At 57.4% G+C, this 22,408-nt stretch carries 21 protein-coding genes, 1 tRNA gene and 1 pseudogene; 6 read left to right on the plus strand and 17 right to left on the minus strand.

Annotation, left to right across the window (positions count from 1 at the left end; genetic code table 11):
- Positions 1 to 36: 36 nt before the first annotated feature.
- From J4P41_RS03970 to J4P41_RS03980, 3 genes are read right to left on the minus strand one after another with little or no spacing between them, the layout of a single operon-like run.
- Positions 37 to 1,266 carry a RodZ domain-containing protein gene (locus tag J4P41_RS03970; protein ID WP_426066196.1) on the minus strand — a complete coding sequence of 410 codons (1,230 nt, stop codon included), beginning with the start codon at positions 1,264 to 1,266 and terminating at the stop codon, positions 37 to 39.
- 15 nt (positions 1,267 to 1,281) lie between these two features.
- Positions 1,282 to 2,316, minus strand: coding sequence for an NAD(P)H-dependent flavin oxidoreductase (locus tag J4P41_RS03975; RefSeq protein ID WP_426066292.1), 1,035 nt, complete (start codon positions 2,314 to 2,316; stop codon positions 1,282 to 1,284).
- Between the two features lie 5 nt (positions 2,317 to 2,321).
- Positions 2,322 to 3,644, minus strand: coding sequence for an aspartate kinase (locus tag J4P41_RS03980; RefSeq protein ID WP_426066197.1), 1,323 nt, complete (start codon positions 3,642 to 3,644; stop codon positions 2,322 to 2,324).
- Between the two features lie 175 nt (positions 3,645 to 3,819).
- Here J4P41_RS03980 and ubiG point away from each other — a divergent pair, with 175 nt between their 5' ends.
- On the plus strand, positions 3,820 to 4,575 hold the full coding sequence (gene ubiG, locus J4P41_RS03985; protein WP_426066198.1) for a bifunctional 2-polyprenyl-6-hydroxyphenol methylase/3-demethylubiquinol 3-O-methyltransferase UbiG: 756 nt from the start codon (positions 3,820 to 3,822) through the stop codon (positions 4,573 to 4,575).
- A 41-nt stretch (positions 4,576 to 4,616) separates the two neighbouring features.
- Here the strand turns inward: ubiG and J4P41_RS03990 are convergent, their stop codons facing one another.
- From J4P41_RS03990 to J4P41_RS04030, 9 genes and pseudogenes are all read right to left on the minus strand, one after another.
- Complete coding sequence (locus tag J4P41_RS03990; protein ID WP_426066199.1) at positions 4,617 to 5,888, minus strand: lactonase family protein; 1,272 nt, start codon at positions 5,886 to 5,888, stop codon at positions 4,617 to 4,619.
- Between the two features lie 104 nt (positions 5,889 to 5,992).
- Positions 5,993 to 6,478 (minus strand): DUF2147 domain-containing protein, encoded by a 486-nt coding sequence (locus J4P41_RS03995; RefSeq protein ID WP_426066200.1) that lies wholly within the window; start codon positions 6,476 to 6,478, stop codon positions 5,993 to 5,995.
- On the minus strand, positions 6,479 to 6,736 hold the full coding sequence (gene grxC / locus J4P41_RS04000; protein ID WP_426066201.1) for a glutaredoxin 3: 258 nt from the start codon (positions 6,734 to 6,736) through the stop codon (positions 6,479 to 6,481).
- Positions 6,737 to 6,743: 7 nt separating this feature from the next.
- Positions 6,744 to 7,232, minus strand: coding sequence for a ComF family protein (locus J4P41_RS04005; protein ID WP_426066297.1), 489 nt, complete (start codon positions 7,230 to 7,232; stop codon positions 6,744 to 6,746).
- Positions 7,233 to 7,307: 75 nt separating this feature from the next.
- Positions 7,308 to 7,526: pseudogene (locus J4P41_RS04010) on the minus strand (double zinc ribbon domain-containing protein); the annotation flags it as partial.
- Entirely contained in the window at positions 7,527 to 7,709 is a 183-nt protein-coding gene (locus tag J4P41_RS04015; protein WP_051400821.1) for a DUF3553 domain-containing protein, read from the minus strand.
- Between the two features lie 27 nt (positions 7,710 to 7,736).
- The gene (gene pgmG / locus J4P41_RS04020; RefSeq protein WP_426066202.1) at positions 7,737 to 9,143 is read right to left on the minus strand and encodes a phosphoglucomutase/phosphomannomutase PgmG; all 1,407 of its coding nucleotides are present in this window, start codon (positions 9,141 to 9,143) and stop codon (positions 7,737 to 7,739) included.
- Entirely contained in the window at positions 9,143 to 10,021 is an 879-nt protein-coding gene (gene galU, locus J4P41_RS04025) for a UTP--glucose-1-phosphate uridylyltransferase GalU (protein WP_010501497.1), read from the minus strand. Before galU ends, pgmG begins: the two co-directional genes overlap by 1 nt.
- Before the next feature lie 217 nt (positions 10,022 to 10,238).
- Positions 10,239 to 10,324 (minus strand) — tRNA-Leu (locus J4P41_RS04030).
- Between the two features lie 75 nt (positions 10,325 to 10,399).
- Between J4P41_RS04030 and lipB the strand changes: the two genes are divergently transcribed.
- Entirely contained in the window at positions 10,400 to 11,083 is a 684-nt protein-coding gene (gene lipB, locus J4P41_RS04035; protein WP_426066203.1) for a lipoyl(octanoyl) transferase LipB, read from the plus strand.
- Here the strand turns inward: lipB and J4P41_RS04040 are convergent.
- Positions 11,064 to 11,657 carry a LolA family protein gene (locus tag J4P41_RS04040; RefSeq protein WP_211568671.1) on the minus strand — a complete coding sequence of 198 codons (594 nt, stop codon included), beginning with the start codon at positions 11,655 to 11,657 and terminating at the stop codon, positions 11,064 to 11,066. The genes lipB and J4P41_RS04040 overlap by 20 nt on opposite strands.
- Positions 11,654 to 11,944: a BolA family protein gene (locus J4P41_RS04045; RefSeq protein ID WP_211568670.1), complete on the minus strand. Its 291-nt coding sequence runs from the start codon at positions 11,942 to 11,944 to the stop codon at positions 11,654 to 11,656. Before J4P41_RS04045 ends, J4P41_RS04040 begins: the two co-directional genes overlap by 4 nt.
- Before the next feature lie 67 nt (positions 11,945 to 12,011).
- Between J4P41_RS04045 and J4P41_RS04050 the strand changes: the two genes are divergently transcribed.
- The 3 genes from J4P41_RS04050 to J4P41_RS04060 all read left to right on the plus strand — a co-directional run bounded on the left by J4P41_RS04050 (position 12,012) and on the right by J4P41_RS04060 (position 15,602).
- Positions 12,012 to 12,626, plus strand: coding sequence for a J domain-containing protein (locus tag J4P41_RS04050; RefSeq protein WP_426066204.1), 615 nt, complete (start codon positions 12,012 to 12,014; stop codon positions 12,624 to 12,626).
- Positions 12,627 to 12,704: 78 nt separating this feature from the next.
- Positions 12,705 to 13,721 carry a cobaltochelatase subunit CobS gene (gene cobS, locus J4P41_RS04055; RefSeq protein ID WP_426066205.1) on the plus strand — a complete coding sequence of 339 codons (1,017 nt, stop codon included), beginning with the start codon at positions 12,705 to 12,707 and terminating at the stop codon, positions 13,719 to 13,721.
- A gap of 6 nt (positions 13,722 to 13,727) precedes the next feature.
- Positions 13,728 to 15,602 (plus strand): cobaltochelatase CobT-related protein, encoded by a 1,875-nt coding sequence (locus J4P41_RS04060; RefSeq protein WP_426066206.1) that lies wholly within the window; start codon positions 13,728 to 13,730, stop codon positions 15,600 to 15,602.
- On the opposite strand, the gene J4P41_RS04065 is transcribed toward J4P41_RS04060, so the two are convergent.
- Together J4P41_RS04065 and J4P41_RS04070 are read right to left on the minus strand one after the other, a co-directional pair.
- Positions 15,571 to 16,983, minus strand: coding sequence for a pyridoxal phosphate-dependent decarboxylase family protein (locus J4P41_RS04065; protein WP_426066207.1), 1,413 nt, complete (start codon positions 16,981 to 16,983; stop codon positions 15,571 to 15,573). The two genes, J4P41_RS04060 and J4P41_RS04065, sit on opposite strands and share 32 nt — an antisense overlap.
- 74 nt (positions 16,984 to 17,057) lie before the next feature.
- Complete coding sequence (locus J4P41_RS04070; protein ID WP_426066208.1) at positions 17,058 to 17,876, minus strand: DUF1217 domain-containing protein; 819 nt, start codon at positions 17,874 to 17,876, stop codon at positions 17,058 to 17,060.
- Positions 17,877 to 17,997: 121 nt separating this feature from the next.
- On the opposite strand from J4P41_RS04070, the gene J4P41_RS04075 reads away from it, so the two are divergent.
- The gene (locus tag J4P41_RS04075) at positions 17,998 to 18,870 is read left to right on the plus strand and encodes a DUF2125 domain-containing protein (protein ID WP_426066209.1); all 873 of its coding nucleotides are present in this window, start codon (positions 17,998 to 18,000) and stop codon (positions 18,868 to 18,870) included.
- Positions 18,871 to 18,889: 19 nt separating this feature from the next.
- On the opposite strand, the gene mfd is transcribed toward J4P41_RS04075, so the two are convergent.
- Positions 18,890 to 22,390: a transcription-repair coupling factor gene (gene mfd / locus J4P41_RS04080; protein ID WP_426066210.1), complete on the minus strand. Its 3,501-nt coding sequence runs from the start codon at positions 22,388 to 22,390 to the stop codon at positions 18,890 to 18,892.
- Between the last annotated feature and the right edge of the window lie 18 nt (positions 22,391 to 22,408).

A 22,408-nucleotide genomic window follows, 5' to 3' on the forward strand; every position in this document is an offset into this window, starting at 1 on the left:
AAACCGGGTCCTGTGGGTCAGGGGCTTGGCCCCTGTTTAATGCGATGGAGACGATTGATCCAGTTGCCGGGCATTCAGATCGTCAGCAGAAAATTCTGCGGAAGGCTTTGCAGGCGCTTTTGCCCGATGCGGTACAGGTTTCACAACAGATGCAGGACTATCCTGCGATCCATCAACCGCCTCAGGAACAGCAGACGGATTTGACGACTCAGACGCAGGTTGCGCAGGCAAGGCAACGCCATTGCCAAATGCCCCAGACTTGATGGCTTCTGCCGTAACCTCGACGTTCCGGCGAACCTCACCCTGGCGCCCAAGAGGCGCACTGGTCGTACCATCCGTTGAAAGAACCACGCCTCCGGCATTGCCAAATGACATTCGGAAAGGAGCACCTGCCGCGTCGCCCTGCCAGCTTTCTCCGGCTTTGAGAACACGCGAGACAAGAACATGACCGTCCTTATCCTTGACCTGCATCCAGACAGGAGCAAGCAGACGCACAACAACTGATCCGACAGGCACAGCCGGAGCGGGAGTTTCTGCTGGCGCATTCGTGGCAGGACCGAACTGGTCTCCGGCGTTCTGATCTGCATCTTCAGAACCGGCCTCAGCTTCTGCCGTAACGGCAGGAGCGGGCTTGACCTGAGACGCCGGAGGAACAGCCTGCGGCAAAGCCTGTGCAGACGGCGCCTCAACAGGTGGCGTCATGGCGGGCGCTACAGACTGCGAAACATGCGGTTCCGGCGTAGGCGCACGTCCCGGCATGACCGATGCAACCTGCGGAGAGGTCGTTGCGGGCGTTGCAGCGCCTGACATCAACTCCGCAACAGCCGGAACCCGGCGATCAGCCGGGCTTTCATGCGAGGCAAACCGATACCACCCCGCATAGGCGGCAACGACAACAACAAGTCCTGCCCCAACCAGAAGCCCGACTGGCAGGCCGCGCTCTCCCTCCGGTTGAGGAAAAACAAGATCCGTCTTGCGGTTAACAACACCGCGATATTCCTGACGGAAGCGTGCAACCAGACCATCAGCATCCAGTTGCATGGCATGAGCATATGTCCGCAGGAAACCTACGGCATAGGCAACACCCGGCAGGGACGACAGATCATCCGCCTCCAGCGCAACCAGAAGACGGCTCCGGATTCGTAGCCACTGAGCCACATCCTCAATCTGCCACCCCAACTCCTCCCGACGCGTACGCAGGATCGTTCCAACACTCGGCTGGTCTGAGCGAAGCGGCATCGTGCGGATATCGGAAGGAGGGGACATGGCTGAATAACCTGATCAGGCGGGAGCGTGAACGCGGTCTTCCCGCTTTGCAATGGCTTCCACAGCCTGCTCCACGAGCGTAGCGATGATTTCGGACACCGGACGGATCTCCTTGACCATACCGACAGACTGGCCAGCCATGACAGACCCGTTATCGACGTCACCATCCATCACGGCGCGACGCAGCGCACCAGCCCAGAAATGCTCGATGGAAAGCTGAGCATCTTCTTTGCTCACATCGCCATTCTGGAACTTCCGGATCGTTTCTGCCTGATGCTTCAGGAAGCCACGGCTACCCGCATTGGCAAGACCACGTACCGGAATGACCGGGAACTGCTCATCAAGCTGTACAGATGTCACGGCATCACGGGCATTGGCTCGCAGGAACGCCTTCTTGAAGTTCTCGTGTGCGATGCTCTCCTGGGACGCCGCGAAGATCGTTCCAAGCTGTGCACCGGAAGCGCCCTGCTCAAGATAGGACACGATGGCATCGCCACGACCCAGACCACCTGCCACAAAGACAGGAACGTCCTTGATGTGCGGCAGGATTTCCTGCGCCAGGACCGTCAGGGAAACCGGACCAACATGGCCACCTGCTTCCGATCCTTCAATAATGAGTGCTTCAATACCCAGCTTCACCAGACGCTTGCCCAAAGCCAGTGCAGGCGCAAAACCAATCGCACGCGCTCCGCCATCGCGGACACGTTTGATGATGGCGCTCGTTGGCACACCACCAGCCAGAACGACATGAGACACATTATGTGCAAGACACACGTCCACAAGCTGCTCAAGTGCCGGATGCATGGTAATGAGGTTCACACCAAACGGGCGCTTCGTCAGAGCCTGCGTGGCAACGATTTCTTCCTCAAGGCGCTCCGGCGTCATCGCGCCGCACGCAATCACACCAAAGCCGCCAGCATTGGAAATGGCGGAGACAAGATTGCGCTCGCTCACCCAGGACATCGCGCCGCCAAGAATGGCGACTTCGCTACCCAGGAAGTCACATCCCGGCTTCCAGAGGCGGTTCAGGGTTTCGCGGGCGTCCGTCATTGCACTCACGTAGAGGGTTCCTCTTTCTTATCCAGCCCGTACGCGGTGTGCAGTGCACGCATCGCAAGCTCTTTGTATTCCGAATCAATCAGGACGGAGATCTTGATTTCGCTCGTGGAAATCACCTGCACGTTGATTCCGCGCTCCGCCAGAGTACCGAACATGGTCGCAGCAAGTCCGGCATTGGAGCGCATACCAACACCAACAACACTGATCTTCACAACGTTGTGAGATGTCTCAAGCTCACCATACTGGATATCGGCATGAGCCTTTTCCAGAACCGCACGAGCCGCAGCTTCATCACTTTTGCCGACCGTAAAGGTCATGTTCGTCATGCGGTCAACGCCCGTGCTCTGCACGATCATATCCACATTGATATTTGCCGCAGCCAGAGGTCCGAAGATGGCCGCCGCGATGCCCGGACGGTCCGGAATACGCCGGACGGAGAGCTTTGCTTCATCATGCGAGCTGGCAATACCCGCAACCAGTTCCTTCTCCACGATCTCGTCCTCATCCACCACAATCGACCCACTGTCATCATCCGTTTCGGAAAATGACGACAGCACACGCACACGAACTCCCTCACGCATCGCAAGCCCGACACTCCGGGTCTGAAGAACCTTGGCACCTACGGAAGCAAGCTCAAGCATCTCTTCATATGTGATGCGATCCAGCTTCCGCGCACGCTTCACGATACGCGGGTCCGTCGTATAAATTCCATCAACATCCGTATAGATGTCGCATTGATCCGCATGGATCGCAGCGGCAATGGCTACAGCAGATGTGTCTGATCCGCCACGCCCAAGTGTGGCAATCCGGTGATCCGGACCAACACCCTGAAATCCAGCGATAACCGGCACAACACCTTTATCAAGGCATTTCAGCAGTTCAGTACCGTCAACACCGTCAATGGATGCTTTCCCGTGCGCGTCATCTGTCACAAGCGGGATCTGCCAGCCCTGAAAAGAGCGTGACGGAACGCCGATAGCCTGTAGCGCAATAGCCACAAGACCACTCGTGACCTGCTCACCGGATGCCACGACAGCATCATATTCCTTCGGGTCCGCCAGCGGGTCCAGTTCGGCACAGTATCCAACCATCTGATTGGTCACACCCGCCATGGCCGACACAACAACAGCCACACGGCGCCCAAGCGCATGCTCGGCCTTGACTCGCTGCGCAACGATCCGGATGCGTTCAATTGTTCCGACGGACGTACCGCCGAATTTCATGACAATCGTTTTCCGTTTCCCGCTATCCACAGACGTGGAAAGAGTATCGGCACGACCCGAAACCTGGTCGTGAACGGGAGTATCGGACATGGACATCGCGGATAAGGCTCCAGTACGTGTCTGGCGTTGCGCGCTCGGGTCTGGCATCGGATACGGCACAAAACAGATTTGCCGGCCGGTCTTCTGAACAGACTCTGCCGGTCCACATACTCGTCTCGCCACGCCGCGTCCAGCCGACGGCATCATGCGGGCACACAGAAGGACAGTTCTGATGGCCTCAGAAACCGTTTCCGGAAGCACCTCACATCGCTCTTCCGTTTCCGATTCCGAAATCGCCCATTTCAGTGCGCTGGCCAAGGACTGGTGGAATCCGCGCGGCCCGATGGCCCCTCTTCACGCCATGAACCCCCTGCGGACGGACTGGGTCGCCTCCCGAACGACCTCTCTCAAGCCATCCGAAGGAAAACGCCTTTCGCTACTGGATATCGGCTGCGGCGCAGGCCTCGCCAGCGAAGCCTTTGCAAAACTGGGGTTCGAGACGCTCGGCCTTGATGCAAGCCCGGACGGGATCGAAGCAGCACTCGCGCATCAGGCTAACTACCCACTGCCACCGAGTGCCGCCCCCCTGACCTATCGCAATGGCAGCGCAGAAGATCTGGTCGAGGAAGGCGTAGAATTCGACGTCGTGTCAGCTCTGGAAGTCATCGAGCACGTCAACGATCCGCAGGACTTTCTGCACATGCTTGCAGCCCTGACCCGTCCGGGAGGCATGGTTGCCGTCTCCACAATGAGCCGCACACCGCGCTCATTCGCCATGGCAAAGCTAGGCGCGGAATACATTTTGCGGATGCTGCCCGTCGGCACACATGACTGGAAGAAATTCATCAAACCGGAAGAACTGGCAGCCATGGCCCGGAACGCCGGCCTGCGCATGACCGATATTGCCGGCATGAGCTACCTGCCCCCGCGCTGGCGCACGACCCGCGACACCGGCGTGAACTACATCGCGATGTTCACGAAGGGCTGAAACAAAAAAGGCGCTCCGGAGAGCGCCTTTTTCATGGAAGGTCAGACCTGCGTATTCATGAACGCAAACGTCGTCGGGCTACCGACAGGCGTAAAGTTCTCAGTAAACGCAAGCTGTCCGGTGTTCTTGTCCACCTTGAAGGACGTCACCGCATCCGAGCGCTGGTTAGCGCAGAACAGGAACGTTCCTGACGGATCGAACATCATGGCACGGCCATAATCGGCATGCATCCAGACTTCATCCTGCAAGGACAGCGTTCCATCTGCCGCAATCGCGAACACAGCCAGCGAATCGCCCAGACGGTTGGAGGCATAGACATACTTGCCACTGGCCGAGATCAGAATTTCCGCAGCCAGCGTCGAGCCACGGAAATGCGGCGTGACCGTGCTGACGGTCTGGATGTTCGTAATGGCACCCGTCAGCGGATCGAAGCTGGAGACCACGATCTTCGAATTCTGCTCGCACAGATTATACATGATGCGCCCCGAGTGATTGAACTCGAAGTGACGCGGCGCAGAACCGGGCTCCATGTCGTAATACGGCGTCTTGGCCGGAATCAGCTTTCCAGTCGTCAGGTTCAGCGTCCAGACATAGACCCGATCCAGCCCAGCATCATCCGCGATCACAAACCGACCACTCGGATCAGAGCGGATCATGTGCGGATGTGAACCGGAGTGATCTGAAACAGCGAAGTTGCCCTGCGGATTGTCGGCTGCACGCTCGGGCTGACGCGGACCAGTGTTATGAACGACGTCCGTTGCCTCTCCCAGAGAACCATCGCTCCGGATCGGCAGAACGGCCACACAGCCTCCCATGTAGTTCGCCACCAGAACATAACGGCCTGAGTGGTGCACACTCAGATGCGCCGGAACGGCCCCGCCGGAACTGACTACGTTCAGCTTGCGCAGGGAGCCAGTCTTCTGATCCACGGCAAATGCCGTAACAGACCCATGCCCATCCTTGTTATAATCATCAATCTCGCTGAGAGCGTATAGGAAATGATTATCCGCAGACAGCGTGATGAACGAAGGACTGGCAATATCGGTATAAGTCGTGATCGGCGTCAGAACGCCGGATTCACGATCCATTTCGAATACAGCAATTCCCTGCCCGTTTCCTGCTCCACCAGGCGGAGCATGCTTGGTGTATCCGCCGACGAAACAGACCGTCTTGGAAACAGGCTTCGGCGGCGGTGGCGGAACGGGAATGACTGTGGGCTCGTCCGCCGCATGAGACGTTCCTGCAACACCGGTTGCAACGGCACCAGCAGCAAGTCCAAGCGCAAAATCGCGACGGGAAACGGGGTGGGACATAATGGTTCCACGGTCCTTTCAGTTTGGCAGATGCCAAGGCCACATCGGACCTGCGCATTCCTGAAAGACCATATCAGAAGGATACGGTCTGCCATGATAGTTTCTCAGTGAGGCTGCGGAGGCATCTTGCACTGCGCGCCAAAGGCGCCACCGGTATACCGGGTCCAGGTCTCGGTTTTCCCCAACAGAGGCATTCCCAGAACATAGCCCCGCAGCTTCAGGACATTCGGCTCCGAAAGCCAGATGTAGGCCTGATAAACACGTCCGCTCCGTGGATCAAGAATGTGGCCACCCCATTTGTGGTCTTCAACTGGTACAAAGTCTGTCAACATCCATAAGCCGCACTCAGCTCGACCCCAGGTGTCTTTCGGCATTTCCCCATCATAGTCCATGCCAACCAGCTTGCCACACAGGGCATTCCCGTTGCTTCCACAGTGTTCGATCGAGAAGACACCATCCTTCCCCCCGGACAACCAAAGACCCAGTTCAGAAGGACCGGCAGCCGAAGAAACATCAGCGGTTGCCGCGGCCCGCCCCATTGAAGGAGACAGACACGCCAGCAGACCCGACAGGATCAATCCCCACCGCACTCAGACACCGCCAAGCAGGGAATCAAGCCGCCCGGCTCGATCCAGCGCCACAATATCATCGCACCCGCCGAGAGACGTTCCGTTCACGAAGACCTGCGGAACAGTCCGGCGTCCCGACCGCGCAATAGCCTCCTCCCGCTCCGGCGTTCCATGGGGCGCATTGATCTCCTGGAAACCTACACCCTTCGATCTGAGGAGATCGACAGCATGAACACAGTATGGGCATCCCGGCTGCGTGAAAATTTCAATTTTTGACATATGGTTTTTACTCCTCGGGATACGGAACATCCCGTTCATCGCCCTTGCCGGTCCGGGCTGCAACGAGAATATCCACCGATAATGCTCCCGCCTTCAAGAGTGCATCCGCGCAGACCGATGCCGTCGCTCCTGTTGTCAGCACATCGTCCACCAATAGAACGGCCTGCCCTACAATTCGTTTTTCACGCTCTGGCCGAACAACAATCGTATCTGCAATTTCAGCATAACGTTCTTTTGGAGAAAGCCGAGCAAGCGCTCTGGTTGCCCGCCTGCGCTCAAGCCCATCCAGCAAAGCAGGAACCTTATTGCGACACGCCAATCCATGAGCGAGAAGCGCAGCCTGATTGTAACGACGCCTCCACAGTTTCCCCCGGTACATCGGCACAGGCACCAATACTGTTGCCTGCTCCAGCAAGACTTTTCCGGCCCTTCCCATTTCCTGGGAAAGAACGGCTGCATTTTCCGTTCTGTCAAAATATTTCAGAGGAAGGATCATCCGCCGCGACCAATCATCATAAACAAAGGCCGCGCGCGCCTGACGCCAGACGGGAGGCTTCAATTGACAGGAAACGCAGATTCTTCTGGCACCCCCATAAGTTTCATTGATCAGTGGTGTCCCGCACCGGTCACAGCAGGGGGAAATAATGCGCCGGGCGGAGGAGAAACAGTCAGAGCAGAATGCTCCCTCTGTCAGGACATCGGCCCCACACCCGGAACAGACTGGCGGAAGCGCCAAATCAAGAAGTGTCCGGCAACAGCGAGAAAAAAACGGCGGCAGTATGCTTAGCAATCAGGACTGCACCAGCTTTAGCGTCACCCGCGAAGCGTCAATCAGAACCTTACCCTCGTTCTGAAAATTGACGGTCACGCGCTCCGCAATTGCAGACTGAACCTGACCCCAACCCCATTCCGGATAGTCAGGATGCTGCACGATCTGGCCGGGCTCTAGAAAAGACTGAAATGGCATGGACATCTCGTTGTCCATGCCATGAAAAGACCCTCAGTGCCCAGCGTTTTCACCAGAAAAGTCCGGTGCCATGAGGCCTGAAGCGTCAAGCTGAAGCGCCAGAGCCTGCTTCAGACGGTCAAGTCCTGCAGAGGTCAGGGCTTCTGCCCGAGCCACCAGAACCGCCTGGGTATTGGACGCACGCAAGAGCCACCATCCGTCCTCTGTATTGACGCGCACACCATCGATTTCAGAGACGTCAGCGCCTTCACTCCGAAGGCGCTTTGCAACCTCAGCTATCACGTCAAATTTTCGCGTATCGGCGCAATCAAAACGCAGCTCAGGCGTACTGACTGTTTCTGGCAATGCACGTCGAACCTGTGAAAGCGGCTGCCCCAGTCGAGAGACAATCCCTATAAACCGTACCGCCGCATAAAGTGCATCATCGAAGCCATACCACTTGTCGGCAAAGAAGATATGCCCCGACATTTCGCCCGCCAAAGGGGCCTTTGTCTCAGCCATTTTGGTTTTTACCAAAGAATGGCCGGTCTTCCACATCAGCGGCTGACCGCCTGCTTTCTCGACCTCATCAAAGAAAACCTTGCTGGCCTTCACATCTGCAATGATCGTTGCGCCGGGATACTCCCGAAGAACATCACGGGCCAGAAGTACCAGAATCTGGTCCCCCCAGAGAATTTGCCCCTGATCATCCACCACACCGATCCGATCTGCGTCACCATCAAAGGCGATGCCAAGATCCGCACCTGTGTCCTTAACCTTAAGAATCAGATCCTGAAGGTTTTTGGGAACGGTCGGATCGGGGTGATGATTCGGGAAATGACCGTCAATTTCCGGAAACAAGACCGTATGTTCACCTGGTAATTTTTCAACCAGCCGACACAGAACGTCGCCCGCAGCCGAGTTACCATTATCCCACACGACCTTGAGCGGGCGTGACCCATCGTAATCCTGAAGGAGGCGGGTAATATAAGCGCCGGAAATGTCTTCACTTCGCGACGTTCCCTCAGTCGCGGGAACAACATTTCCTGCTGCAGCCAGATGCCCCAGCTCACGAATCTGGTCTCCGTAAAACGGCTTACCAGCACTCATCATCTTGAAGCCGTTATAATCCGGCGGATTATGACTTCCCGTAACCATGATTGCGCCGTCAGCCTTCAGGGCAACGGACGCAAAATAGAGCATGGGCGTCGGGCCGCAGCCGATGCGGATAACATCCGCACCAGATTCTACGGCGCCTTTGACAAGGGCATCTTCAAGAGCAGGAGAAGACAACCTTCCGTCAAAACCAACGACAACGCTACGCCCACCCTGCCGAATGACCATGCTCGCAAACGTACGACCAATCGCAAAAGCGTCTTCGGGGTGAAGCGTTTTTCCAACAATTCCGCGAATATCGTATTCGCGGAGACTGGTTGGATCAAAATCGTGCCTGAAAGACATCAAACAGCGTCGACATACTTCTTGAGGAACGCCTTCACCGCATCACCCAGGTCAGGGCGATCAATCGAGAAGGCAATCTGTGCTTCCAGGAAGCCAGCCTTGTCACCACAGTCATAGCGCGTACCCTCATAGCGCAGACCATGGAACGGGACATGCCCGATCATCTTGGCCATTGCATCCGTCAGCTGCACTTCGTTACCAGCGCCACGCTCCAGCTTGGAAAGGTGCTTCATCACATCAGCCGTCAGCACGTAACGACCAATGATCGACAGATTGGACGGAGCATCTTCAGGATTTGGCTTCTCAACCAGCCCCTTCACTTCCACGAGGCGGCCGTCGTCCGCACCTACATCCAGAATACCGTAACGGTTGGTATGCTCGCGCGGTACTTCCGTTACGGCAACGACGTTGCCGCCCGTCTGATTGTAGGCATCCACAAGCTGGGCAACACAACTGCGGCCGCTCTTTACGATGTCATCCGGGAGAAGAATGGCAAATGGGTCGTTACCGATAAAGGACCGGGCACACCAGATGGCATGGCCAAGGCCCAGCGGCTCCTGCTGACGGACAGCCACAAGTGAGCCAGCCTGCACGCTGCTGGGCTGCAGGGCTTCAAGCGCGCTCTTCTTGCCACGCTCTTTCAGCGTTGCCTCAAGCTCGTAAGCGATATCGAAATAATCGATCAAGCTGTCTTTACCGCGTCCAGTGACGAGGCAGAATTCTTCGATGCCAGCTTCGCGCGCTTCATCGATGGCGTACTGGATCAGCGGCTTGTCGACGACAGGAAGCATTTCCTTTGGCATAGCCTTGGTCGCCGGAAGGAACCGCGTTCCAAGTCCTGCAACGGGAAGGACTGCTTTCTTCAGGGGCTTGATCACGAAACCTCACACATCAGCCAGAACAATCATCCGACCGCCGAGCCGAAGCTCACAACGCTCTGATGAAAACATAGAAAGGCATAACGGTGGATTAGCAGTCTGGCAATAAAATGGCACAGACGCAAAACACCACTCTGGATGCCTTAACTCTGGCATTCAGGGGGAGTTTTGTTTTTGTGATTTTTTCGAGAATTTTTCCATTACCCAAAAAGGGAAATGGTGCGGCCGAGAAGACTCGAACTTCCACGGGGTTGCCCCCACAAGCACCTCAAGCTTGCGCGTCTACCATTCCGCCACGGCCGCCCCGTGACAAACCGTCTTGTGTAGTGCAAGACCGTCCGGTGAGGGGCGATATAGCCGAAGCCTGAAGCGAGAGCAATGACCAGAAACGATATTTGTGAAGAAATTTTGTGGAAAAAATCAGACGGGCTGACACCTTATCCTGAAGCCCTGGATTTCATGGCGACCCGTTCCCGTCAGATCCATGAAGAGACTGCCAGCCCTCTCGTCTGGCTCGTAGAGCACCCACCGATTTTTACCGCCGGAACCTCTGCCCGCCCGGAAGATCTCTACAACCCTCATGGATACCCGATCTACAGCGCGGGCCGTGGCGGACAGTGGACCTATCACGGGCCCGGTCAACGATTAGCCTATGTCATGCTAAATCTTGGCCAGCAGAACGGTACCATCCCTCCGCGTGATTTAAGAGCGTTCGTCAAAGGACTGGAACACTGGATCATCGAGACGCTGGCGCGCCTCGGTGTGGAAGCGTTCACCCGTGATGGGCGCATCGGTGTCTGGACCGTTGATCCTGTGAGCGGTCAGGAAGCAAAAATTGCTGCGCTTGGCATCCGCGTCAGCCGCTGGGTCAGTTGGCACGGTGTCTCGATTAATCTTGACCCGGCTCTGGACGATTTCGATGGAATTGTTCCCTGCGGTATCCGGGAATTTGGCGTTACGAGTCTTCGCCGCTTCAATCCAGCCCTGACCATGCAGGATCTGGACGAGGCGCTGGCCGCAGCATGGCCAGCGCATTTCGGATCTATCCCCCAGGAGGAGTGAAAACCGTGGGTGTGAACGCCACACCCTCTTCCACGCTGTTCAATGACACGCTGAAACGGTTCTGACGGGCATCCACGCCTTGAAGACCCATCAGGGACAACTTACCGTCCATGTCAGAGAACTGAAGTGTCAGAAGACCCTGAGAGGGGTTGTTTGCCTCAGCCACGGAAATCTGAAGCGATCCCTGCCCTCGCCTCACATCCGTGACCTGAATATCTCGATCAAAACGGATCGGATGATGCAGAAGCAGGCCCAGCGGATTCCGCTTCAGAGACAGATGCGTCACGGCCCCACTGTCCATGTCATCCAGCACAAGATGACCGTCACCCGCGACAAGCTCCATGATGTGTGGAGTTACATAGTCGAGACGCAGATGCCCAGGCATGTAAACGAATCGTCCAGAACTATGCCCCTCATCCGGACCAATCTGGTTGAATGACGCCCGCATCCCGGTCACACCGTTCATGTAGGTTTCAATGCGATGTACATCTGCCTGTTGGTCAGCAGGAAGATGGCCATAGCCGCTCGTGGCGCAGCCAGACAGAAACAGAAGAGCCAGAAGGGCACGCTTCATGGAGTGGTTTCTCCGTGGAGAACAAGAGACAGGGCATGTAGTCCCGTTTCAAACTCCCCGGCGAGCAATCCGTTCACCAGACGATGCCGGGCAATCCGGTTCAGACCATCAAACTTCGCACTGGTGATAGCGATATTGAAATGCGTTTCCCCCGGATTACCAAGAGCTTTGGCCCCGGCATGATGAGCGTGACGGGCGCTGTCGTCCTGAATTTCCAGCACAGAGGGCGCCAGTTCCTGCGTGAGAATTTCGGCAATTCTGTCCCGTCTTGTAAGGGGCTGTGTCATAGTCAATTAAATCCGACTTGGTTTGTCCGCTTGCATCAGGCGGCTCACATTGCCCATATCAGACACCATGCAGCGTAAATCTACCAGACATCGGGCCTTTGACCCCGATCCAGAGGCACCGGACCAGATCTGCGACCATCCGGGCTGCACGGAACGTGCCGGCTATCGTGCACCCCGTGGGCGGGATGCCCTGCGATCCTACTTCTGGTTCTGCCTTGATCATGTGCGCGAATATAATTCCCGCTGGGATTTCTATCGTGGCATGACGCCAGGACAGATCGAGGCCCATCTGCGGGCCGATACGTCCTGGCAACGCCCTTCGTGGAAACTCGGTACCGGCACGGCCAACAAGGCTGAGTTCAACGAAGAAGATATTCTCGACCCGTTGGATATTCTGGGTGCCAGCCGTCGGAATCGCGCTGAACGGGCGAAAGAAAGCGCCCGACAGCGTGCCGCTGCCAGTGGGCCACCAGAGCCACTCCGCCAACCACTGGCGACACTGGACCTCTCCTGGCCTGTCTCTCTGGATGACGTAAAAACCCGCTATCGCGCCTTGGCACGTCGTCATCATCCGGATGCGAATATCGGTGATCAGAAAGCTGAAGAGCGTTTCAAAGCCATCGGAGCCGCCTATTCGGTTCTGAAAACGCATTTCAGTCGCGAATCAGAGTTCGTTTCCTGATTTTCTCTCTGGAAGAATACGGCCTAAAGGCCCATCTTTTCAGAACATTCCTGAATTCAATGAAAGTCCGTCAGACCCATGAGTGATTTCGCGACGATCGACGCCCCGGAAACCGTCACCACTGCTGACAGTTCAACAGTGCCAACCAACGTTCTCGGTGCGCCTGACCTCATGGTATCCTCGCGTGAGGTCTTCGGTATCAAAACGGATATTCAGGTGCCCGCCTATTCGGCGCGGACCGAGCACGTCCCCGATATCGACGAGTCCTACAAGTTCGATGAAGACACGACCCGCGCCATTCTTGCAGGCTTCGCGTACAACCGCCGCGTCATGGTTCAGGGCTTCCACGGTACTGGCAAGTCATCCCACATTGAGCAGATTGCAGCACGCCTGAACTGGCCGTGCGTCCGTATCAACCTCGACAGCCATGTGTCGCGTATCGACCTGATCGGCAAAGACGCCATCGTCCTGCGGGACGGCAAGCAGGTAACGGAATTCCGTGAAGGTCTGCTGCCATGGTGCCTCCAGCATCCCTGCGCGCTGATCTTTGACGAGTACGACGCCGGACGTCCGGACGTGATGTTCGTGATCCAGCGTGTTCTGGAAGCCGAAGGTCACCTGACCCTGCTCGACCAGAACCGCGTGATCCGCCCGAACCCGGCTTTCCGTTTGTTCTCCACGGCCAACACGGTCGGGCTTGGGGACACGACGGGTCTCTATCACGGCACCCAGCAGATCAATCAGGGCCAGATGGACCGCTGGAACATCGTCGCAACCCTGAACTACCTGCCACTGGAGCAGGAAGTCGCCATCGTCACATCCAAGCTGAAAATTGGCGCGGACGACAAGGACCGGACAAAGATGGTCGAGCGGATGGTCGCTCTCGCCAACCTGACGCGGGCAGGCTTCATGGCTGGAGACATTTCCACAGTCATGTCTCCCCGCTCCGTCATCGCCTGGGCCGAGAACGTTCAGATCTTCAATGACGTGGCTTTCGCCTTCCGCCTCACTTTCCTGAACAAGTGTGACGAAGCAGAGCGCGGGATTGTGGCCGAGTACTATCAGCGCTGCTTCAACGCCTCCCCGGTGGAGTAAAAAGCCTTGTCCGCGCCCAAGAACTCCCCTCCTGACGAGAACCGTCAGGAGGGCTTCCGCCGCGCCACCATCGCGACCCTTCGCGCTCTCGGCGGTACGCCCGACCAGAACGTGGACTTTCAGGGCGTGGTCGTGGGCAACCGACTGCCAGCCCCTCCGGCACCAGACTCGATTCAGCTGCCTTACATGTCGCGCAGCATGCACGACCGCGAGATCCAGAAAGTCCGTGGGGCAGCCGATGCCGCGGCCCTGAAACTCCGTCACCATAAAAATGGACTGGACGCACACTTCCCCGAGCCACAGGCTCAGGAAGCCTATACCGCGCTTGAGCAGGTCCGCTGCGAGGTTTACGGCTCCCGGCATATGGCAGGCGTCCGAGCCAATCTGGACCAGCGCGTCATCCAGCAATGCGCCGAGGCTGGTTGCAATCGCATGGCGACCAAGGACGACATGCCCGCCGCCATGGCGCTTGGCCTTCTGGCCCGCGAAGCCATATCCGGTGAGCATGCGCCTTCACAGGCAGGTCCGGCTCTGGACGCATGGCGCTCCTCCCTTTCGCCGTCTGCGCGGAATGCCCTGGCTGAAATGGCCGAAACACAGGGCGACCAAACAGCGTTCGCCAAGGCCATCACGCATCTTCTTGGTGCGTGCCAACTAACCGAACTGCCGGAAGAGATTGAGCAGCAGGCTCCGTCTGATGATTTTTCAGAAGACGAGCAGCAATCTGAAGACGATGCAGCCGTCCCACAGGAAGACGAACAGACGCCCGCAGGCGAAGAGCCGGATCAGGAAGACGGGTATCAACCCGAGAGCGGCGAAAGCGGCGTCACAGGTGAGACGGAAATGTCTTCCGACGCGCTCGATTCCCCTGAAACAGGTTCGGAAGAAGCCGCCGGCCCTTCCGATCAGACGGGCGATGGCACGGGTACGGGCATAGCGTCGTCTTACAAAGCCTACACGACGAAGTTTGACGAGGAAGTCGGGGCGGCTGATCTGTGCGATCCGGATGAACTGGATCGCCTTCGGCAACAGCTCGATCAGCAACTTGTCCAGCTTCAGGGGCTCGTGTCCCGCCTTGCGCATCGTCTGCAACGCCGCCTCATGGCGCAGCAGCAACGCCGCTGGGAATTCGAGCAGGAAGAAGGCATTATCGATGCCGGACGCCTCTCCCGCGTCGTGACCAATCCGACCCTGCCGCTGTCCTACAAGTATGAAACCGAAATGGAGTTCCGCGATACGGTCGTGACGCTCCTGATCGACAATTCAGGCTCCATGCGTGGTCGCCCGATTGGTACAGCGGCCATCTGCGGCGACATTCTGGCGCGCACGCTGGAACGCTGTGGCGTCAAAGTGGAGGTTTTGGGCTTTACCACCCGTCAATGGAAAGGTGGTCAAAGCCGGGAACAATGGGTCAAGAACGGGCGACCGCCTGAACCGGGCCGCCTGAACGATCTGCGTCACATCATCTACAAGGACGCAGACACCCCATGGCGTCGGGCTCGGAAAAATCTGGGCCTGATGCTGCGTGATGGCCTTCTCAAGGAAAACATTGACGGGGAATCACTGCTCTGGGCCTGGAAACGCCTGAAGCGGCGCCCGGAACACCGGCATATTCTGATGGTAATTTCAGATGGTGCGCCGGTGGATGACAGCACCTTCTCTGCCAATCCGCACAACTATCTTGAGAACCACCTTCGTGAGGTCATCAAGCGCATCGAGAGCGATCGCAACACAGAGCTTCTGGCCATCGGCATCGGCCATGACGTAACGCGGTACTATCGACACAGCGTGACCATCAGCTCCGCCGAAGACCTGGGCGGAACCATGATGGCTCAGCTGAGCGAGCTATTCACGCCCGTCGGGCAGCGACGAGCGCGATAACAGCATCCAGCATACGGTCGGTATCGGCGGTCGTGGTGCGGTGATTGACGATCGCCGCCCTCACCGCCAGCCGACCGTTAATGCGCGTCGTAGACGGAGCTGCCACACCGCTTTCATGCAAATCCTGCACCAGTTCGGACACGTCCTGATCTGACAGGTCCTCAATCCCAAAACAGACGATGTTCAGCGTCACTGGCGCGAGAAGAATCAGACCCGGCGTCGTCTGTACCCGGCGCGCCAGATGCGCCGCTACATCACAGCATGCTTCAACCATCTGCCCCATACGCTGGGAGCCATAATGGCCCAGCGTCATCCAGACCTTGAGCGCACGAAATCCGCGAGACAGATCAGGCCCGAAATCACAAAACCATGGCGCACCGCTCGCCAGACCACGAGGTTCGCGGGTCAGATAATCAAGGGACTGAGCGAACGCGGCCGCATGCGCTTTTCGATCACGGACGAGAACGCAACCCGCGTCATACGGAACCTGTGCCCATTTGTGGAAATCAAAAGCCAGACTATCCGCTTTCTCAATACCGGAGAGCGCCTTCTGAAACCGGAACGACAGGCAGGCCAGAGCCCCAAACGCGGCATCAACATGGAACCAAAGCCCGTTTTCACGAGTAATCGCCTCGATTCCGGCAAGATCATCAATCGCGCCGCAATCCACAGTTCCAGCCGTTCCGGCGACCATGAACGGCATGTGCCCCGCTTCACGATCTTCCCTGATCATGCGCTTCAATGCGATCAGATCCATCTTGTGATCTGCAAGAACCGGAACTCGTCTGAGGGCATCGCTGCCAAAACCCGCCAGATCGAACGCTCTCGGAAGGCAACCATGCGCAGTTGTCGCGGCGTAGCCGACCATTTTACGGCCCCCAACGCCCTGAGAGCGCAGAGCGATATCCTGCACACGACTAGCCGTAATGATGCTGATGAAGTTAGCCATGGACGACCCGGTTACCAGACAACCGGAGCCGTCTTCCGGCATGCCCACCATGGAGAGAGCCCAGCGGATAACTTCGCGCTCGACTTCATTGGCAGCATGACTGCGCCCACCGCAATTGGCGTTCATGCCGCCAGCCAGCATTTCCGCCAGCATCCCTACGGGCGTGCCTGCCCCGTGCACCCAGCCCATGAAACCCGGATGGGTATTCCCATTGCCATAGGGAACAACGAGATCTGTAAAGCGACTGTGAAGCTCTTCGAGAGACTGCCCCTGTTCAGGGAAACCGGTTTTCAGAGCGTCCCGAGCGTCCTGTGGCATAGGCTGCCAGACGGGCCCTTCCCCGACATGCTCCATACGATCAAACAGGGCGTCAAGCATATGGTGCCCCATCGCACGGATGCCGCTCCAGTCTTCAGGGTCCAGTCCCGCCATGAAGAGATCCTTTTTCGCTACCAGATGTCTCTAGCCGCGATACAGACCTCCCACCGCGATGTCACGCAGCAGGCTCAGAAAAGCGCTGAATAAAGGTTTGATGACGTTGAAGAGCTGCCGCCCGTGAACAGGGACAGAACGCCATCAGAAGACCCGCTGCTGCCGTAGAGTGTCAACATACTGGAGGGAGTAGTCGTCTTGTCCGGGTTAATCTGCAGAAGCGCCAAATACTGCTCTGCAAAGCGCTGAACACCTTTTGGCGTGCTGAGCCGCGTTAGATCCAGCTTGTCACCCAGCAATCGCACCTGCTGATCATAATCGAGCGCACCGAATTGGGTAGAATCAAACCCAGCGACTTTCTCTGCAACCTTCAGCAGCTTTGAATCCGACATGATATTTGTAAGCTTCGTGTCAGACGTGACGGTCCGGGTAAAATAGAGTGCATCGCCCAGACCCGGCGTTTCTTCCTGAACGCTGTTTTCATATCCATTCGTCAGATACTTCTGGGTAATAGTAGAGATTGTATCGGCTGACGCCAGAGGCGACGTAGACCAGTCCGAAAACGCTGTGGCAAACGCTTTCCAGGACGTATTGCCGCTTCTTTGCGCCAGAGAGGTAGAGGACGTGGGATCCTGCGTCATAAGCTGCTTCAGAACAGCCGTCTGATCAATGTTGGACGACATGTTGTAGGCGCCAAGAACAACTTTCAGCGCCTTGTAGTTCTTCAGAAGCTGATCCGGTGTCGTGATTGAAGAGGCTTCGCTCTTGAAGGCGGTCAAAGCCTGCCGGGAGTCGGTGCTTGTTTTCTCCCATTTGGTGACGGCTGTCTGTTCGTCTTTGACGATGGACAGATACTGCGGCACCGCTGGCATGGCGGAAATGGACGAAGACATGCACACTCACCCGCAAGAAAGGATATTGGGGAACCATTGTCTCTCCATAATCCTAAGAGAGTCTTAACGATCTTGAAGCAACACGTTGTCCAAGAGATCGGACACCACCAGCACCGAGGGCATGATGTCTTTCCGCACCCTTCTTCTGACGGCCATCGCGACGGCTCTTCCAGCCTTCGCATCCTTCGCTTTCGCAGACACACTGCCCAATATTCCCGCGTCCTGCTTCACGTATTCGCTCAGCGGCCACCAGGCTGCATCACATGCGTTCTCCGCCTCAGGAATGCACGCAACCCTGACAGGCACCGGCATCGGACTGGATATTGGCCCTGTCAGTCTGAAAGACCCGAAAGGTGCAGTTGAAGAATCGAAACTCGAACAGTTCAACGCGACTGCGGCCTATGCTGCCCTCAGCGCTTTCCGCGGAGGCCTGAGTTCGGAATGTCAGGGGCAGGATGCGACCATTACAGTCCGCAATATCCATGAGGGTACCCCGGAAGCATCCTGGAGTAACGTGAAGCTGTCTCGCCCCGGCCATATGATGACGATTCAGCACGCGACCATCAATGCCGTTGAGACCAATCCTGACCTTCGCATGAAGGTCAACGGAACCGGCATCCACGATTCGAAACAGCCGCTTATTCCGTCCGCACTCTCGGCTGATCTGACCATTCACGGACTTTCCGGTGCGTCACAGCAGATCACCATCAACGCCCTGCACGCTATCTCCGGCAGCAGCACGGTCGATGGAACCGGAACCATCCAGATCGGATCTTCCGCAGCAACATCAACTGCCGACACGCATGTCAGCATTACAAACATTGCTGATCTGATCGAGAAAATTCACCAGACGGCACCGACCAAGGTCGTCACTGCCCTGACGATCGCCCGCCTGATGGGCCGCCAGAATGGCAACACCACCAGTTGGGACATTGCTCTTCAGGGTGGCGTTGTAACGGTTAATCGTATCCCGCTTCCAATCGCCGTTCCTTAAAAAGAACCGGAAGACGCGCTCAGTCTGCGTCTTCCATCTTCCGCACCAGTTTGCACAGAACGGTCGTCACCTTCTTTGCAAAACCAATCCGGGTGGCGTTCGTCATTTCCCGGATCACGGCCAGCTTGTGGTCCGGGCGAATCTTCACACCCGAGTCCTTCTTCCGGGTCGCCCAGTCGATCAGCCCGGCGGGATTGCGGAACCGGTTCTTGCGGAACTGAAGCACCATACCCTTCGGCCCGGCTTCCAGACGCTCCACGCCCGCTTCACGGCACAGACGCTTGATAAGCACCACGTCCAGAAGATTGCCAACTTCCTGAGGCAATGACCCAAAACGGTCCACCAGTTCAGCACGCATCGCCTCGACTTCCGCCTCCCCGTTCAGGGATGCGATGCGGCGATAAAGCCCCAGTCGAACAGGCAGGTCAGCAACATAAGTTTCCGGGATCAGAACCGGCAGACCCAGAATGATATTGGGCGTCCAGCTCTCATCTTCTTCAGCCTTGCGACCCCGCTCGCGGCGCAGATCCAGAACCGCGTCTTCCAGCATCTGCTGATACAGTTCAATACCAACTTCCTTGATGTGACCGGACTGCTCATCGCCCAGCAGATTGCCAGCACCACGCAGATCCAGGTCATGAGAGGCCAGCGTGAACCCTGCGCCCAGCGAATCCAGCGTCTGCATAATTTCCAGACGCTTCTCGGAAGCCGCCGAAAGCGGGTTCGTCTGCGGCCAGGTCAGATAGGCATAGCCACGCTGCTTGCCACGCCCCACGCGCCCACGAAGCTGGTACAGTTGCCCCAGTCCGAACATATCCGCCCGGTGGATGATGATCGTGTTCACGCTGGGCATATCCAACCCGCTTTCCACGATATTAGTGGAGAGAAGGATATCGTACTTCCCATCCGCAAACTCGGTCATGACCCGTTCGAGTTCCGTAGGCGTCAGACGGCCATGGGCCTGCACGACCTTGGCGTCCGGTACGATCTCGGCCAGACGATCCGCCATCCGGTCCAGATCCGCCAGACGCGGCAGGACGCAGAAGACCTGACCACCCCGGAAGCGCTCGCGCTGAATGGCCTCACGGATCATCACGCTATCAAACGGCGTAATGAACGTGCGGACAGCCAAACGGTCCGTCGGTGGCGTAGCGATCAGGCTCATTTCACGCACGCCGGACAGGGATAGCTGAAGCGTGCGTGGCAATGGCGTAGCGGACAGCGTCAGGACGTGCACGTCTTCACGCAGAGCCTTGAGCTTTTCCTTATGAGCCACGCCGAAATGCTGCTCCTCATCAATAATGAGCAGACCAAGGCGATTGAACGACACGGTCTTGGCCAGAAGCGCATGCGTGCCGATAACAATATCAAGACGGCCATCGGCCATCTCCTCGCGAACCTTCGTCGCTTCCTTGGGTGTCACCATGCGCGACAACTGGGCAATACGGACGGGCAACCCTTCAAAGCGGGCAACGAAACCCCGATAATGCTGACGGGCCAGAAGCGTCGTAGGGACAACGACAGCCACCTGCATGCCGGACAAAGCCGCTACAAACGCAGCCCGCAACGCTACTTCAGTCTTGCCGAAACCCACGTCACCGCAAACCAGACGGTCCATCGGGCGACCGGAACTCATGTCTTCCAGAACATCCGCAATGGCACGGGACTGATCTTCCGTCTCCACAAACGGGAAGCGGGCACAGAATTCGTCCCATAGACCTTCAGCCGGTGCCAGCGTCGGTGCTTCGCGCATCGCCCGGGCGGCAGCGGTTCGAATCAGTTCACCCGCCATGACGCGGATGCGCGACTTCATCTTGGCCTTGCGGGCCTGCCACGCCGTACCGCCCAATTTATCAAGCTGAACACTGGCCTGCTCAGAGCCGAATCGGCTCAGAAGCTCAATATTCTCAACCGGGAGAAGAAGTCTCTGCTCTCCATCATAGAAAATGGAGAGGTAATCATGCGCCACCAGACCTTCGCGAATGGTCTGCAAGCCCACATAGCGCCCGATGCCGTAGTCCTGATGGACGACCAGATCACCTTCCGCAATTTCTCCAACCTGGGAAATGAACTGCTCGCCACGCTTCTTGCGACGGGGTGGACGGGAAATACGCTCACCCAGAAGATCCTGTTCGGAAACAAAACACAGCCGGTCCGAAACGAAGCCGCGCTCCACTCCAAGCACCAGCAGCCCAACCGTTCCGCGTGATATCCCCGCAGCGGACGGCCAGTCATCGTGGCTTTCCGTGGTCAGGCCATGTTCCTGAAGCAGATGGGCAATTCGCTCCCGCGAACCACGGCTCCAGGCCGTCACATAGGTTCGTCGGCCAGACTGCGCCCAGTCTTCCACCTGCTTGCCGAACGCCTCGAACACGCCATCACGCGATCCATCCTTGGCTCGTGCGAAAAGCGGGCCTGGACGATTGCCCGCATCAATGCCTTCCCCGAGGTCTGGCTTGGCGAAAGCATTCAGCAGCACGGAAGGTGTGCGGGAAAGCATTGCGTCCCATCCGTGCCGATCCAGATACAGGCGATGCGGAGGAAGCGCGCGATAGGGCATCTCCCCTTCCCGCACCGGCACGCGGCGGGCCTCATAATGATCCGCAATCATGTCCAGCCGGGCTTTCAGAATATCCGGTGCATGGCTGTCAAAGCTGACAGCTGCATCAGGAAGATAATCCAAAAGCGTTTCCATCTGATGGCCATCGCCATCATGGAACAGTGGCAGATAATGCTCCAGACCCGGATAGCGGCGACCGTCCGAGACGTTCTCGTAGATCGTATCCGACGCAGCCCCCGGGCCGAATGTATCGCGCCAGCCTGTCCGGAAGCGACTAATGCTGTCCGGGCCCAGCGAAAATTCGGAAACGGGACGCAGTTCGAAGCGGGCCAGCTTTTCAGTTGAACGCTGTGTTCCGACGTCAAAAGCCCGAATATTTTCGACTTCATCGCCAAACAGATCGAGGCGGATCGGGTCCGGCGCACCAGACGGAAACAGATCGAAAATTCCGCCACGCGTTGCGAATTCGCCAGCTTCCATGACGGTATCCGTCCGGGTGTAGCCATTGGCGACCAGAACTTCGATCAGCATGGACTGGTCCAGCATTTCGCCAGTAGCCACGCTGATGGACTGCCCTTTGAAGGCGGAACGCGGCGGCACCCGCTGCAAAAGGCTGTGAACTGTCGTCAGAACAATCCGGCGCGCCTTGGTCGGCTCCAGAAGACGACAGAGCGTTCCAACGCGCTCGGCCACAATGACGGAGTTCGGAGAGACGCGGTCATAAGGCAGGCAGTCCCACGCAGGCAGACGCAGGACTTCGACTTCTGGCATCAGATAAGCCAGCATGTCCGCAAGAGAGGCTACTGCGGCGTCGTCCCGGGCAACATGTAAAAGCGGTCCGTCATGTTCGGACAGTCTCTGACGCAGCAGGAGGGCTACGCTTCCATCAGGCACACCCCAGACGGTTGGACCAAAGGATGCGAGTGGCATTTCACGGGTCATGGTTTCGTTTTGTTCCATCCTGCTCTTGCCCTATAC

The sequence above is a fragment of the Gluconobacter sp. NFX36 genome, from assembly GCF_049887835.1.
In the GTDB taxonomy this organism is placed as follows: Bacteria; Pseudomonadota; Alphaproteobacteria; order Acetobacterales; family Acetobacteraceae; genus Gluconobacter; species Gluconobacter japonicus_A.